A 12,939-nucleotide genomic window follows, 5' to 3' on the forward strand; every position below is an offset into this window, starting at 1 on the left:
AGATGATCAAAATTGGAATTGTGGACGACCACGCCATCGTGAGGTCCGGCCTCAGGCAGTTTTTCTCCGAACACGTCGACTTGCGCGTGGCCGGCGAAGCCGCCAGCGGCCGTGAAGCCATCGAACTGGTGCGCACCACCGAACTCGACGTGCTGGTGATGGATCTCTCCATGCCCGGCCAGAGCGGCATCGACGCCCTCGCCATGATCCGCGCCAAGGCGCCGGACGTGGGCATCCTGATCCTGAGCGGCTATCCCGAAGAGCACTACGCGATGAATCTCATCCGGCAGGGCGCGAGCGGATACCTCAACAAGGAATGCGATCCGATCGAGATCGTCAATGCGATCCGCACCATCTCGCTGGGCCGCCGCTACATCACGCCCGCCGTGGCGGAACTGCTTGCGCGCCAGCTCGACCGCAAGGACGATGCTGCACCGCACGAACAACTCTCGGAACGGGAGTTCCAGGTGTTCCTGAAGCTTGCCAAGGGCGAGACCGCGGGCGACATCGCCAAGACGCTGTCGCTGTCCGTCAAGACCGTGAGCACCTACCGCACGCGCCTGATGGAGAAGATGAACCTGTCCTCGAACAGCGACCTCACCTACTACGCGCTGAAGAACAAGCTGATCGATTGAGAAGAACAGCCCGGCTCCCACGAAGAAGCGGCCCCTTGCGGCCGCTTTTTTGTTTGCTGCTGCTTCAGTCAGCGCCCGCGGAGGGGCGGTGAGCCACGGATTCGAGGATGCAGAAATCGACCAGCGCGTCGATCTCGTTCGACTTGTCGAACACCGCGTCCACGCCAAACTCCGCGCAGCGCCGCCGGATGTCGGGCGTCGCGTAGTTGCTGAGCACCACCACCTTCTGGTTGGACCGGCGCGCGGTGCAGGCCTGGAGCACGCCCAGCCCGCTGCCCTGCTTGAGAAAGAGGTCGACCACCGCGAGGTCCCACTCCTGGCTGTGGTCGTGCAGCCATTGCCTCGCATTTGCCTCGGTTTCGGCAAAGCCGACGACCGTCGTGCAGGTGAGTTCTTCCAGAGTGCCAATGAGGTTTTCACGGATCGTGGGGTTGTCTTCGACGATATAGGTCTGCAATCTGGTATCCATGCCGAACCGCGCTTCCTCAGACGTTGGCAGGCGTCCCGGGACGCCTGCTGGCGTATGCCTGCGCATCGAAGATTGATGCGCCGCCGGCAAGCATCATGCAGGGTTCGGAGGATGCGTGTTGTAGGCGGGTTCCGACGACGCATCGGTTGCCGCGCGTTCCGTAGGCATTGCCTCACGGTTTTTGCGGTTCGCTGCCGACCTGCGAACAAGCCGGGGAGGTTTATCCAGACAGGATGGCAACCAACGTCCTCCTTCGCAACCGGCTTCGCGGCGGACCGCTCTGGCTCAAGTTGCTGGCGGCTTTCGTGCTGTTGCTCGTGGTCCTGGCGGTGGTGCTGGCGCTCTTTCCGTGGGACAGGCTGCGCGAGCCGCTGAACCGCTACGTCAGCGAGAAGACCGGGCGCAAGTTCGAGATCACGCGCCGCCTCGACGTCGGCATCGGGCTGCGCGGCGCGACCGTCAAGGCCGACGGCATCGAGTTTGCCAATCCGCCCTGGGCGCGCGACCCGTACCTGGTCAAGGCCGAGCACGCGGAGTTCGACATCCGCCTCTGGCCGCTCCTCCGGCAGAAGGTGGTGATTCCGCGGCTGGCGCTCGTCTCGCCCACGCTGGGGCTCCAGATGGAGGCCGACGGGCGGCGTACCTGGGCGCTGGGCAAGGACACCTCCGATCCCGGCACGGTTCCCGTCATCGGCGTGATGGAAATCGACAGCGGTGCGGTCGATTTCCTGGCCGGGCACCTCGGGGTCGACATGCATGCGGACGTGAGCTACGACACCAGCCGCGGCGAGATGCCCCTGAGCTATCGCATCAAGGGCCGTTACAAGGGCCAGCCACTCACCGCCGAAGGCCGGACGGGCAACGTGCTGCAACTCAAGTCGGCCGGCGCTGCGCCGTTTCCGCTGGAGATCGACGGCGCGGCGGGGCAGACGCGCCTCAAGGCATCGGGCACGGTGACCGACTTCGCCGAACTCGAAGGCATCGACGCAAAGTTCGACCTCAAGGGCCAGACCCTCGGCGCCTTGTTCCCGTTGCTGGGCATCGCGCTGCCGGAGACCTCGCCCTATGCACTGAGCGGCGACTTGCGCAAGCGCGGCAAGCAATGGGAGGTGGCGGGGCTCAAGGGCAGGCTCGGCCTCTCCGACATCGCGGGCGACATGCGCTTCGACCAGGCCGGCAAGGTGCCCCACCTCGGGGGCGAACTGCGGTCGCGGGTGATGGACATGGACGACCTCGGCCCGCTCATCGGCCTGCCGCCCACCGAACGGTCGGCCAAGGCGGTGGAGGGCGTGGCGCCGCCCCCCACCATCAAGCAAACCAAGCGCGCGCGGGACGCCAGGGTGCTGCCGACGGCCACGCTCGACTTCGACCGGCTGCGGGCCATGAACGCCGACGTGAAGTACACCGCCGACCGGATCAAGAACGTGCGCGACGTGCCGCTCGACCGCGGCAGCGTGCAGGTGAAACTGAACAACAGCGTGCTGTTGCTCGAGCCGCTCGACCTGGGTGTGGGCGGCGGCAAGCTGGCCGGCGCCATCCGCATCGACGCCACGCAGAACCCGGCCGACATCCGCGCCTCGCTCGACCTGCGCAACGTGCAGCTCAACCGGCTGGTCCCGAAGATCGAGACCATGCGAAGCAGCTTCAGCAGGCTGGACGGCCGGATCAATCTCTCGGGCCGCGGCACGTCGGTGGCCGGCTGGCTGGGCGGGGCCTCCGGCGACGTGGCGGCGCTGACGGGGCGAGGGCGGTTCAGCAACCTGCTGCTCGAATTCATGGGGCTGGACGGCGCCGAGATCATCAAGTTCCTGCTGCGCGGCGACCAGAACGTCGAGCTGCGCTGCGCCGCCGTGGCCTTCGACGTCAACAAGGGCGTCATGACCAGCCGCAGCATGGTGCTGGACACCGAGGACACGGTCTTCTATGCCAGCGGCCAGGCGAACCTCGCGACCGAGAAGCTCGATTTCGTGGTGCGCCCCGAGCCCAAGGACAGGAGCTTCCTGTCGCTGCGTGCGCCGCTGGTCATCGGCGGCACCTTCGGGGCGCCGACGGGCGGGGTGCAGGCGATGCCCCTGGCCGAGCGCGGCATCGCCGCCCTGGTGCTGGGGGCGCTCAATCCGCTGCTGGCCCTGGCCGCGACGGTCGAGACCGGGCCGGGCGAGGACGCGGATTGCAAGGCCGTGCTGTCACAGGCCAACAAGCCCACGGCCGGTCCGGCCGCCACCGGTGCGTCCAAGGCGAAGGGAGCGAAGCAGCAGCAGCCGCAGCGCTGATGCCGCGGCGTGCTTGCGCTCAGGCGCCCGTCGTGCGCTCTGCGCACACGGCGCAATGCGGATCGCGCGCGATCTTCAGCGTGTCGAACGCGGTGCGGCGCCCGTCGAACATCAGGAGCTTGCCCGCCAGCGACGGACCGATGCCGGCCAGCAGCTTCAACGCCTCGCTGGCCTGCAGGGTGCCGATGGTGCCGACCACCGGGCCGAACACGCCGAGCACGGCGCACAGTGTTTCCTCGAATGCCGCGTCGGGCGGGAAGATGCAGGCATAGCAGGGGGAGGCGGGGTCGCGCGTGTCGTACACGCTCAGCTGCCCGTCGAAGCGGATGGCTGCGCCCGCCACCAGCGGCTTGCCGTGCGCCACGCAGGCGCGGTTGACGGCGTGCCGCGTGGCGAAGTTGTCGCAGCAGTCGACCACCACGTCCACCGCCGCGACCAGGCGCGACAGCAGTTGCTCGTCGGCCCTCTGGGCGTGCGTCTCGATCGAGATGCCGGGGTTGATGCCGCGCATGGCCTCTGCGGCCGATTCGACCTTCAGGCGGCCGACGCGTGCGTGGGTGTGGGCGACCTGGCGCTGGAGATTGGTGAGGTCGACCTCGTCGTCGTCCACCAGCGTGACATGCCCGACGCCGGCGGCTGCGAGGTACAGCGCCACGGGCGAACCCAGCCCCCCCGCCCCGATGACCAGCGCGCGCCCGGCACTGACGCGCGTTTGCCCGTCGATGCCGAATTCCTCGAGCAGGATATGCCGCGAATAGCGCAGCAGGTCGTGGTCGTCCATGCGCGCCTGGGCCCGCCCTGCGTTGGCAGGTGCGCGCTCAGTTTTCCTTCTTCTCTTCCTTGTTGTCGACGATGACCTGCGTCTTGCTCACGAGCACCGGCTGGCCCTTGAGGCGGTTGAGCGCCTGCACCAGCGGAAAGTCCTTGTCGGTGCCGAACTCGGGCACCTTGCGGTCCTGCGGCGGCTTCTTGGCTTCTTCCTCGAGGCGCTTGCGGGCTTCGTCGCGGGCCTTTTCGCGTTCCGGGTCCTTCGTCTCGGGGCCCTGGCCGCTGGCCAGGTGCTTCTCGAGGTCGGCCTCGCGCATGCGAAGGGCGGCGAAGGGGCTGCCCTCGGCGCTTTCGTCGACCAGCACGTTGGGCACGATGCCCTTGGCCTGGATCGAGGTGCCGCTCGGCGTGTAGTAGCGCGCGGTGGTGATCTTGAGGCCGGTGTCCGGTCCGAGCGGGCGCACCGTCTGCACCGAGCCCTTGCCGAAGGTCTGGCTGCCCATGACGGTCGCGCGCTTGTGGTCCTGCAGTGCACCGGCCACGATTTCGCTGGCCGAGGCCGAGCCTTCGTTCACCAGCACCACCAGCGGCACGGTCTTGAGCGCCGCGGGCAGGTTGCGCAGCGGGTCGCTGCCCGAACGGCGCTGGTAGAACTCGGGCGCGGCCTTGTAGACCGACTTGCTCTCGGCCAGCTGGCCATCGGTGGACACGACGGTGACGTTCTCGGGCAGGAATGCGGCCGAGATGGCCACGGCCGCATCGAGCAGGCCGCCCGGGTCGTTGCGCAGGTCGAGCACCAGGCCCTTGAGGTTGGGCTCTTCCTTGTAGATGTCCTCGACTTTCTTCACGAAGTCGTCGACCGTGCGTTCCTGGAACTGCGACAGGCGGATCCAGCCGTAGCCCGGCTCCACCACCTTGCCGCGCACCGACTGCGTGCGGATTTCTTCGCGCGTGATGGTGACCGGGAAGGTGCGGCTCTCGTCCTTGCGGAAGATGGTCAGCAGCACCTTGGTGTTGGCCTCGCCGCGCATGCGCTTGACGGCTTCGTTGAGCGACAGGCCGCGCACGGCCGTGTCGTCGATCTTGGTGATCAGGTCGTTCGGCTTCAGGCCCGCGCGAAAGGCCGGGGAGCCTTCGATGGGGGACACCACCTTGATGAGGCCGTCTTCCTGCGAGATCTCGATGCCCACGCCGACGAAGCGGCCGGTGGTGCCTTCCCTGAATTCCTTGAAGGACTTCTTGTCGAAGTACTGGGAATGCGGATCGAGCCCCGCCACCATTCCGGAGATGGCGTCGGAAATGAGCTTCTTCTCATCGACCGGCTCGACATAGTCGCTCTTGACCATGCCGAAGACGGCAGCGAGCTGCTGCAATTCCTCGAGGGGGAGCGGCGCGAGCGAGCCCCGCGCGACCGTCTGCAACGAGACGGTGGTCAGGACGCCGGCAACGGCGCCAGCGGCGACCCAGCCGGTAATCTTCAATTTCTGGCCCATCATGAGTGATTGTCCTTGTCGGCTGTCGAGCCAATATACACAGCTTGGAAGCAGATTGCCTGCCGGGGTTCCACGGGGGGAGCGCCGCCAAGGGTTTTCTTTTCTTCAGCCCTTGCCCTGCGAAGCCACCGCCGCGGCGGCCTTTTCGGCGGCGGCGGCGTCGCCGAGGTAGTAGTGGCGCAGGGGCTTGAGCTCGTCGTCGAGCTCGTAGACCAGCGGAATGCCGTTCGGGATGTTCAGGCCGACGATCGCGTCGTCCGAAATGCCGTCCAGGTATTTGACCAGCGCACGGATCGAATTGCCGTGCGCCGCCACCACCAGGCGGCGCCCGGCGCGGATGGCGGGCGCCATCGATTCGTTCCAGAACGGCAGCACGCGCGCCACCGTGTCCTTCAGGCACTCGGTCAGCGGGATCTGCTCGGGCGACAGCTTGGCGTAGCGCACGTCGCTGCGCTCGCTGCGCGGGTCGTCGGCGTCCAGCGGCGGCGGCGGGGTGCTGTAGCTGCGGCGCCAGACCAGCACCTGCTCGTCACCGTATTTCTTGGCGGTTTCGGCCTTGTTCAGCCCCTGCAGCCCGCCGTAGTGGCGCTCGTTCAGGCGCCACGAGTGCACCACCGGCAGCCAGGTGCGATCGAGCTCGTCCAGCGTGTGCCAGAGCGTGCGGGTGGCGCGCTTGAGCACGCTGGTGTAGGCGATGTCGAAGTCGTAGCCCTCGGCCTTGAGCAGCCGGCCGGCCTGCTTGGCCTGCTCGATGCCGGTTTCGGTCAGGTCGACGTCGGTCCATCCGGTGAACCGGTTCTCGAGATTCCAGGTCGATTCGCCATGGCGGATCAGTACCAGTTTGTGCATGTGGGAAGCCTTTGGCAGCGCTTGGGAAAACCAGCATTCTAAAATCCCGGGTTTGCCATCCAAGGAAACTCCGTGAAATTGATCGAATTCGTCACCGCCAACTGGATGTTGATCCTGATGGCGCTCAGCTCGGGTGGCATGCTGGCCTGGCCGCTGCTGCGCGGCGCCGGCGGCGGCACGCTCACGGCCCAGGGGGCGGTCCACCTCATCAACCGCGAGCGCGCGGTGCTGGTCGACGTGCGCGAGCCCGAGGAGTTCGCCACCGGCCACATGATCGGCGCCAAGAACGTGCCCCTGAACCAGCTGGAAGAAAAGCTCGCCGGGGCGGTCAAGAACAAGAACGTGCCGCTGCTCCTGGTATGCGCCACGGGCGCCCGCGCGCAGCGCGCCGTGGCCATGGCCAAGAAACTCGGCTACGAGCAGGCCCAAGCCGTGGCCGGCGGCCTGAAGGCCTGGAAAGACGCTAACCTGCCCGTTGAAAAAGCCTGAATCTCCCTGAGATACATCCCATGCAAGCCGTCAAGATGTACACCACCGCCGTCTGCCCCTACTGCATTCGTGCCAAGCAGATCCTCAAGTCCAAGGGCGTCGAGGAGATCGAAGAAATTCGCATCGACAGCGACCCGGCAGCCCGCAACACCATGATGGAGATCACCCGGCGCCGCACGGTCCCGCAGATCTTCATCGGCGACACCCACGTGGGCGGCTGCGACGACCTGATGGCGCTGGACAGCCGCGGCGGCCTTGTGCCGCTGCTGCAAGGCGCCTGATACACAAAGCAGCCAGGCGTCACCAGGCCGGTCCGGACGCCGGGCGATAATCGCCTGCTCATTCATCTGCAGCCCGCTGCGGGAACCTCTCCCCGGCGGGCATTGTTTTGATCCCTGAAAGTTCAGCCATGGCCGACCAGCAAGCCCAAGATCCCGTTTTCCAGATCCAGCGCGTCTACCTCAAGGACCTGTCGCTCGAGCAGCCCAATTCGCCGGGCATCCTGCTCGAGCAGGAACAGCCCACGGTGGACATCCAGCTCGGCGTGGACGCCCAGCCGGTCGCCGAAGGCATCTTCGAGATCACCGTGTCGGCCACCGTGCAGACCAAGATCCAGGACAAGACCGTGTTCCTGGTCGAGGCCAAGCAAGCCGGCATCTTCGAGATCCGCAACCTGCCCGAAGACCAGATGGGCCCGATCCTCGGCATCGCCTGCCCGCAGATCGTCTACCCCTACCTGCGCGGCAACGTGGCCGACGTCATCCAGCGCGGCGGCTTCCCGCCCGTACACCTGGCGGAAATCAACTTCCAGGCCATGTACGAGCAGCAGCAGGCGCAGGCCGCCGGCCAGCCCTCGCCGACCCTCGCTCAGTAAACCCGGCGCAACGCCGCCAGCGCCGATGAAGATCTGCGTTCATGGCGCCGGTGCCTGGGGCACGGCGCTGGCCGCCAACGCGGCGGGCCGCCACGAGGTCACGCTCTGGGCGCGCGATGCGTCCCAGGCCGACGCGATCTCCAAGGCGCGCGAAAACATCCGCTACCTGCCCGGCCTCGCGTTGCCGGCCGCGCTCGCGGTGCGGGCCGGCGACCTGCGCCAGGCACAGGCCGGCGCCGAACTCGTCATCGTGGCCACGCCCATGGCCGCCCTGCGCCAGCAGCTCACGGACCTGCGCGGCACGACCGCGCCGGTGGCCTGGCTCTGCAAGGGCGTGGAACCCGCGCGTGGCCAATCCCCGAACGCCTTCGGCTTGCTGGCGCACGAGATCTGGGCGCAGGTTGCTCCTGAATTAAGAGCGGGCGTGCTCAGCGGGCCGAGCTTCGCGCAGGAAGTCGCCGAGGGCCGGCCCACCGCGCTGGTGGCCGCGAGCCCGCACCCCGCAGTGCGCGACGCCCTGGTCGACGCCTTCCACGGGCCGGCCCTGCGCGTCTATGCCAATGACGACATCGTCGGCGTCGAGGTCGGCGGCGCGGTCAAGAACGTGCTGGCCATCGCCACCGGGCTGTGCGACGGCCTGGCGCTCGGGCTCAACGCGCGCGCCGCACTCATCACGCGCGGCCTGGCCGAAATGACGCGCTTCGGGCTCGCGCTCGGCGCGCGTGCCGAGACTTTCATGGGCCTGTCGGGCCTGGGCGACCTGGTGCTGACCTCGACCGGCGACCTGTCCCGCAACCGCAAGGTCGGCCTGCTGCTGGCACAGGGCCGTACCCTGGCAGAGGCGGTCGCTTCGCTGGGCCACGTGGCCGAAGGCGTCTATTGCGCACGCACCGTGGTGCAGCGCGCGCGGGGACTGGGCGTCGAAATGCCCATTGCCGAAGGCGTGGTCGCGCTCCTCGACGGCAAGCTGAGCCCGCACGAGGCCGTCGCGTCGCTCACCGGCCGCGATCCGGTGCCCGAATCGCTCCGGAGCCCGTCGGACCCGCACGATCAAACCCCCTGAGACAGAAGAGACAAGACCGCCATGAGCCTTCGCTTTGATTTCTCGGCCCCGGCCGTGGCCGCGCTGGCCGAGTCCGATGCCGCCCGTGCCCTCGAGGAGGACGTTGCCGACGGCGACCTGACCGCCGCGCTGGTCGACCCCAGCCGCCAGGCCGTTGCCCGCGTGCTGGCGCGCGAAGTGGCCGTGGTCTGCGGTGCGCCCTGGGTCGAAGCCACTGTGCGGCAGCTCGATCCGGAGGCCCGCATCCGCTGGCTCTGCGGCGAAGGCGAGCGCTGCGCGGCCGATCAGACCGTGCTGGAGATCGAGGGCAAGGCCCGCGCGCTGCTGACCGCCGAGCGCACCGCGCTCAATTTCCTTCAGCTGCTCAGTGCGGTCGCCACCAAGACGGCGCTGTACGCCGATGCCGTTCGCGGCACGCGCGCCCGCATCGTCGACACGCGCAAGACCTTGCCGGGCCTGCGCCTGGCGCAAAAATACGCGGTGCGCACCGGCGGCGGTCTGAACCACCGCATCGGTCTGTACGACGCGGTGCTGATCAAGGAAAACCACATTGCCGCGGCGGGCGGCGTGGCCGCTGCACTGCGCGCGGTGGCGCCGGTGGCCGGGCGCGCGGCCTTCATCGAAGTCGAGGTGGAGACCCTCTCGCAGCTGCGCGAAGCGCTGGAAGCCGGCGCCCAAATGGTGCTGCTCGACAACATGGACCTGCCGACCCTGCGCGAAGCCGTCCGCATCAACGACGAGGCCGGCGAAGGGCGCAAGGCCGTGCTCGAGATTTCGGGGGGCGTGACGCTCGAAGGCCTGCGCACCCTGGCCGAAACCGGGGTCGACCGCATCTCGGTCGGCGCGCTGACCAAGGACGTCAAGGCCGTCGACTACTCGATGCGCTTCCAACCCCGGCAGGGCTGACCCGCCATGGCGACCGCCTCCATCATCGACGTCGACTACGAGCAGCCCGCATCGCAGGGCAGCGCCTGCGACACCCGCCATGCCTGGGCGCGCGTGCCGCCCGAGCCATCTGCCGACGAACGCATCGCGCTGAAGGCGCGCATTCGCCGCCTGCTGCGCGAACGCAATGCCGTCATGGTGTCGCACTTCTACGTGCACCCCGACCTGCAGGACCTGGCCGAGGAAACAGGCGGCATCGTGAGCGATTCGCTCGAGATGGCGCGCTTCGGCCGCGACCATGCCGCCACCACGCTGGTGGTGTCGGGCGTGCGCTTCATGGGCGAAACCGCCAAGATCCTCTCGCCCGAGAAGCGCGTGCTGATGCCCGACCTGGACGCCAACTGCTCGCTCGACCTCGGCTGCCCGGTGGATCAATTCAGCGCGTTCTGCGACCGGCATCCCGACCGCACCGTGGTGGTCTACGCCAACACCAGCGCCGCCGTGAAGGCGCGCGCCGACTGGCTCGTCACCTCGAGCTGCGCGCTCGACGTGGTGGGCGCGCTGCATGCACAGGGCCGCAAGATCCTTTGGGGCCCCGACCGCCACCTGGGCGACTACATCCAGCGCCAGACCGGCGCCGACATGGTGAGCTGGAACGGCGCCTGCATCGTGCACGACGAGTTCAAGGCGCTGGAGCTCGACCTGCTCATGAAGGCGCATCCCTCGGCGAAGGTGCTGGTGCACCCCGAATCTCCGGCCGACGTGATCGCGCTGGCCGACGCCGTGGGCTCGACCTCCGCAATCCTGAATGCGGCACGCCGCATGGACGCGAACGAATTCATCGTCGCCACCGACACCGGCATGCTGCACAAGCTGCGCACGCTGAATCCCGGCAAGACCTTCATCGAAGCGCCCACCGCCGGCAATGGCGGCACCTGCAAGAGCTGCGCGCACTGTCCCTGGATGGCGATGAACGGGCTGGTGGAGCTGGCGAATGCGCTGGAGACCGGTGCGGGCGAGATCCACGTCGACCCGGCGCTGGGGCTGCGGGCGCGGGTGCCGATCGACCGGATGCTGGCGTTCACGGCGGGGTTGAAGAATGGGCAACCGGCAGGCAGTTTGATCGCCGGCATCGGCGCTGCCTGAATTGCTCCTTCCCCCTCCGGGGGAAGGCTGGGATGGGGGCTCGCGGCGCTGGATGAGGCCGGCGGTGAAGCGGAGGCCGCTTGCCCCCACCCCAACCCTCTCCCCGAGGGAGAGGGAGCAAAACCCTAGAACTCCAGCGTGCAGGAGTCCCCCAGCGCCTCGCGCCACACCCGCACCCGCGCCAACGCCGCCCGCAGTTCCGGCAGCGCATCCGCAATGAACACACACAGGTTCTCCAGCGTCGGCGGATGCAGCCCCTCCACATCATCGAGCAGGTGATGGTCCAGCCGCTCGCGCACTTCGTCCAGCCGGCGGCGCAGCAGCCCCAGGTCGATCACCATGCCCGTGACCGGATCGCGCTCGCCCGCAAGCCAGACTTCGGCGTGGTAGGTGTGGCCGTGGATGCGGCGGCTGCCTTCGACTTCGATGTCGCGCTTCAGCGTGTGCGCGGCATCGAAGAAAAAGCGTTGGCTGACGGTGAATCTCATCCTGGAAAATCTCTTCGCACTCAGCGGATGCCGGTGATCTTGTGGGTCTGGACGCTGAGCCGCCAGGTCGGGTCGCGCATGCACTCGGCAATGCACAGCGCGGTGTTGGCCACCCGGTCGGGGCCGTCCATCGGCTGCAGGAAGCGGTGGGTGAACTCGCCGGTGCGGGCCATCGCGGAAAGGTCGAAAACGGGCTGCGGCCAGACCAGCTTCAGCTCCTGTCCGCGCTGCTGCACCCACGGTGCGCCGGCCTTGGGGCTGATGCAGAGCCAGTCGATGCCTTCGGGCGCCGCCACGGTGCCGTTGCTTTCGACGGCAATGCGAAAGCGCCGCGCATGCAGCGCGTCGACCAGCGCGGCATCCACCTGCAGCAGCGGCTCGCCGCCGGTGAGCACCACCAGCCGATGCTCGGCGTCGTCCGCCGGCCATTGCGCGGCAATGGTGTCGGCGAGCTGGCCGGCATCCTTGAACTTGCCGCCGAGCGTGCCGTCGGTGCCGACGAAATCGGTGTCGCAGAAACGGCAGACGGCGGTGGCGCGGTCTTCCTCGCGGCCGGTCCAGAGGTTGCAGCCCGCAAAGCGGCAGAACACCGCCGGCATGCCCGCCTGGCCGCCTTCGCCCTGCAGCGTGTAGAAGATCTCCTTGACGCTGTAGGTCATGGCGCCGGGGCCTCGATCTCGAGGTTGTCGATGAGGCGCGTGTTACCCAGCCGCGCCGCGGCCAGCGCGACGAGCGGCTCGCCATGCAGGCCGAAGGAGGGCGCCTGAAGGTTGGTGCGCCGACGCAGCACCAGGTAGTCCGGCTGCCAGCCACGCTCTGTCAGCGTCTGCATCGCGCGCGCTTCGATGGCCGCCAGGTCCCGTTCGCCGGCTTGTATGGCAGCGGCCATGGCCTTCAGCGCCTTCGACAGCTGCACGGCCTCGGCGCGCTCGGTCTGGCTCAGGTAGCCGTTGCGCGACGAGAGCGCGAGCCCGTCGTCCGCGCGGAAGGTTTCGCTGCCGACGATGTCGATGGGCAGCGCGAACTGCCGCACCATGTGGCGGATCATCATGAGCTGCTGGTAGTCCTTCTTGCCGAACACGGCCACGCGCGGCTGCACGCACTGGAAGAGCTTCATCACGACCGTGCACACGCCGATGAAGAAGCCGGGACGGAAATGACCTTCGAGAATGTCGGCCAGCGCCGGGTCGGGATGCACCTTGCAGGTTTGCGGCTCGGGGTAGAGGGCCTTCTCGTCGGGCGCGAACAGCACGTCGCAGCCGGCCGCGCGCAGCTTCTCGCAGTCGCTGTCCCAGGTGCGCGGATAGGTGTCGAAATCCTCGTGCGGCAGGAACTGCAGGCGGTTGACGAAGATGCTCGCCACGGTCACGTCGCCCAGCGGCCTGGCCTGCCCGACCAGCGCGAGGTGGCCGTCGTGCAGGTTTCCCATGGTGGGAACGAAGGCAGGGCGCTTGAAAGCGGCCAGGTGGTCGCGCAGCTCGGCGATGGTGTGTGCGATGTACATGTC

The 12,939-nt window shown here is 67.9% G+C and carries 15 protein-coding genes; 8 read left to right on the forward strand and 7 right to left on the reverse strand.

The annotated features are described in order from the left end of the window. Window positions 1–2: 2 nt before the first annotated feature. A complete protein-coding gene (locus ABID97_RS07360; RefSeq protein WP_007837167.1) occupies window positions 3–635 on the forward strand; it encodes a response regulator in 633 nt (210 codons plus the stop codon). Between the two features lie 64 nt (window positions 636–699). Here ABID97_RS07360 and ABID97_RS07365 read toward each other — a convergent pair whose 3' ends face one another. Next, window positions 700–1,104, reverse strand: coding sequence for a response regulator (locus ABID97_RS07365; protein ID WP_354397874.1), 405 nt, complete (start codon window positions 1,102–1,104; stop codon window positions 700–702). Window positions 1,105–1,337: 233 nt separating this feature from the next. On the opposite strand from ABID97_RS07365, the gene ABID97_RS07370 reads away from it, so the two are divergent. Further along, complete coding sequence (locus ABID97_RS07370) at window positions 1,338–3,377, forward strand: AsmA family protein (RefSeq protein ID WP_354397875.1); 2,040 nt, start codon at window positions 1,338–1,340, stop codon at window positions 3,375–3,377. 19 nt (window positions 3,378–3,396) lie between these two features. On the opposite strand, the gene ABID97_RS07375 is transcribed toward ABID97_RS07370, so the two are convergent. The 3 genes from ABID97_RS07375 to gpmA all read right to left on the reverse strand — a co-directional run bounded on the left by ABID97_RS07375 (window position 3,397) and on the right by gpmA (window position 6,487). Then, a complete protein-coding gene (locus tag ABID97_RS07375) occupies window positions 3,397–4,158 on the reverse strand; it encodes a HesA/MoeB/ThiF family protein (protein WP_354397876.1) in 762 nt (253 codons plus the stop codon). 37 nt (window positions 4,159–4,195) lie between these two features. Then, the gene (locus ABID97_RS07380; protein WP_354401691.1) at window positions 4,196–5,638 is read right to left on the reverse strand and encodes a S41 family peptidase; all 1,443 of its coding nucleotides are present in this window, start codon (window positions 5,636–5,638) and stop codon (window positions 4,196–4,198) included. A gap of 105 nt (window positions 5,639–5,743) precedes the next feature. Next, a complete protein-coding gene (gene gpmA, locus ABID97_RS07385) occupies window positions 5,744–6,487 on the reverse strand; it encodes a 2,3-diphosphoglycerate-dependent phosphoglycerate mutase (protein WP_354397877.1) in 744 nt (247 codons plus the stop codon). A 105-nt stretch (window positions 6,488–6,592) separates the two neighbouring features. Here gpmA and ABID97_RS07390 point away from each other — a divergent pair, with 105 nt between their 5' ends. The 6 genes from ABID97_RS07390 (at window position 6,593) to nadA (ending at window position 10,944) form a co-directional block, all read left to right on the forward strand. After that, entirely contained in the window at window positions 6,593–6,976 is a 384-nt protein-coding gene (locus ABID97_RS07390; protein WP_503012806.1) for a rhodanese-like domain-containing protein, read from the forward strand. Window positions 6,977–6,996: 20 nt separating this feature from the next. Continuing rightward, window positions 6,997–7,257 (forward strand): glutaredoxin 3, encoded by a 261-nt coding sequence (gene grxC, locus ABID97_RS07395; protein WP_307575216.1) that lies wholly within the window; start codon window positions 6,997–6,999, stop codon window positions 7,255–7,257. Window positions 7,258–7,385: 128 nt separating this feature from the next. After that, window positions 7,386–7,850, forward strand: coding sequence for a protein-export chaperone SecB (secB, locus tag ABID97_RS07400; protein ID WP_028258796.1), 465 nt, complete (start codon window positions 7,386–7,388; stop codon window positions 7,848–7,850). A gap of 25 nt (window positions 7,851–7,875) precedes the next feature. Continuing rightward, window positions 7,876–8,913 (forward strand): NAD(P)H-dependent glycerol-3-phosphate dehydrogenase, encoded by a 1,038-nt coding sequence (locus ABID97_RS07405; RefSeq protein ID WP_354397878.1) that lies wholly within the window; start codon window positions 7,876–7,878, stop codon window positions 8,911–8,913. A 21-nt stretch (window positions 8,914–8,934) separates the two neighbouring features. After that, window positions 8,935–9,819, forward strand: a complete 885-nt coding sequence (gene nadC / locus ABID97_RS07410) for a carboxylating nicotinate-nucleotide diphosphorylase (RefSeq protein ID WP_354397879.1) — start codon at window positions 8,935–8,937, stop codon at window positions 9,817–9,819. A 6-nt stretch (window positions 9,820–9,825) separates the two neighbouring features. Then, window positions 9,826–10,944 (forward strand): quinolinate synthase NadA, encoded by a 1,119-nt coding sequence (gene nadA / locus ABID97_RS07415; RefSeq protein ID WP_354397880.1) that lies wholly within the window; start codon window positions 9,826–9,828, stop codon window positions 10,942–10,944. 125 nt (window positions 10,945–11,069) lie between these two features. Here the strand turns inward: nadA and ABID97_RS07420 are convergent, their stop codons facing one another. The 3 genes from ABID97_RS07420 to panC are packed head-to-tail and all read right to left on the reverse strand — an operon-like array spanning window position 11,070 to window position 12,936. Next, window positions 11,070–11,432 carry a 6-pyruvoyl trahydropterin synthase family protein gene (locus ABID97_RS07420; protein ID WP_354397881.1) on the reverse strand — a complete coding sequence of 121 codons (363 nt, stop codon included), beginning with the start codon at window positions 11,430–11,432 and terminating at the stop codon, window positions 11,070–11,072. Window positions 11,433–11,452: 20 nt separating this feature from the next. Continuing rightward, window positions 11,453–12,091, reverse strand: coding sequence for a 7-carboxy-7-deazaguanine synthase (gene queE, locus ABID97_RS07425; RefSeq protein ID WP_354397882.1), 639 nt, complete (start codon window positions 12,089–12,091; stop codon window positions 11,453–11,455). Continuing rightward, window positions 12,088–12,936, reverse strand: coding sequence for a pantoate--beta-alanine ligase (panC, locus tag ABID97_RS07430; RefSeq protein WP_354397883.1), 849 nt, complete (start codon window positions 12,934–12,936; stop codon window positions 12,088–12,090). Before panC ends, queE begins: the two co-directional genes overlap by 4 nt. Window positions 12,937–12,939: the final 3 nt, after the last annotated feature.

Source organism: Variovorax sp. OAS795, assembly GCF_040546685.1.
Taxonomy (GTDB): domain Bacteria; phylum Pseudomonadota; class Gammaproteobacteria; order Burkholderiales; family Burkholderiaceae_C; genus Variovorax.

What these genes read in the sequence shown, in the direction of transcription:
- ABID97_RS07360 (WP_007837167.1), top strand. Translation starts at nt 3, where the DNA reads ATGATCAAAATTGGAATTGTGGACGACCACGCCATCGTGAGGTCCGGC.
- ABID97_RS07365 (WP_354397874.1), bottom strand. Translation starts at nt 1,104, where the DNA reads ATGGATACCAGATTGCAGACCTATATCGTCGAAGACAACCCCACGATC.
- ABID97_RS07370 (WP_354397875.1), top strand. Translation starts at nt 1,338, where the DNA reads ATGGCAACCAACGTCCTCCTTCGCAACCGGCTTCGCGGCGGACCGCTC.
- ABID97_RS07375 (WP_354397876.1), bottom strand. Translation starts at nt 4,158, where the DNA reads ATGGACGACCACGACCTGCTGCGCTATTCGCGGCATATCCTGCTCGAG.
- ABID97_RS07380 (WP_354401691.1), bottom strand. Translation starts at nt 5,638, where the DNA reads ATGGGCCAGAAATTGAAGATTACCGGCTGGGTCGCCGCTGGCGCCGTT.
- gpmA (WP_354397877.1), bottom strand. Translation starts at nt 6,487, where the DNA reads ATGCACAAACTGGTACTGATCCGCCATGGCGAATCGACCTGGAATCTC.
- ABID97_RS07390 (WP_503012806.1), top strand. Translation starts at nt 6,593, where the DNA reads ATGTTGATCCTGATGGCGCTCAGCTCGGGTGGCATGCTGGCCTGGCCG.
- grxC (WP_307575216.1), top strand. Translation starts at nt 6,997, where the DNA reads ATGCAAGCCGTCAAGATGTACACCACCGCCGTCTGCCCCTACTGCATT.
- secB (WP_028258796.1), top strand. Translation starts at nt 7,386, where the DNA reads ATGGCCGACCAGCAAGCCCAAGATCCCGTTTTCCAGATCCAGCGCGTC.
- ABID97_RS07405 (WP_354397878.1), top strand. Translation starts at nt 7,876, where the DNA reads ATGAAGATCTGCGTTCATGGCGCCGGTGCCTGGGGCACGGCGCTGGCC.
- nadC (WP_354397879.1), top strand. Translation starts at nt 8,935, where the DNA reads ATGAGCCTTCGCTTTGATTTCTCGGCCCCGGCCGTGGCCGCGCTGGCC.
- nadA (WP_354397880.1), top strand. Translation starts at nt 9,826, where the DNA reads ATGGCGACCGCCTCCATCATCGACGTCGACTACGAGCAGCCCGCATCG.
- ABID97_RS07420 (WP_354397881.1), bottom strand. Translation starts at nt 11,432, where the DNA reads ATGAGATTCACCGTCAGCCAACGCTTTTTCTTCGATGCCGCGCACACG.
- queE (WP_354397882.1), bottom strand. Translation starts at nt 12,091, where the DNA reads ATGACCTACAGCGTCAAGGAGATCTTCTACACGCTGCAGGGCGAAGGC.
- panC (WP_354397883.1), bottom strand. Translation starts at nt 12,936, where the DNA reads ATGTACATCGCACACACCATCGCCGAGCTGCGCGACCACCTGGCCGCT.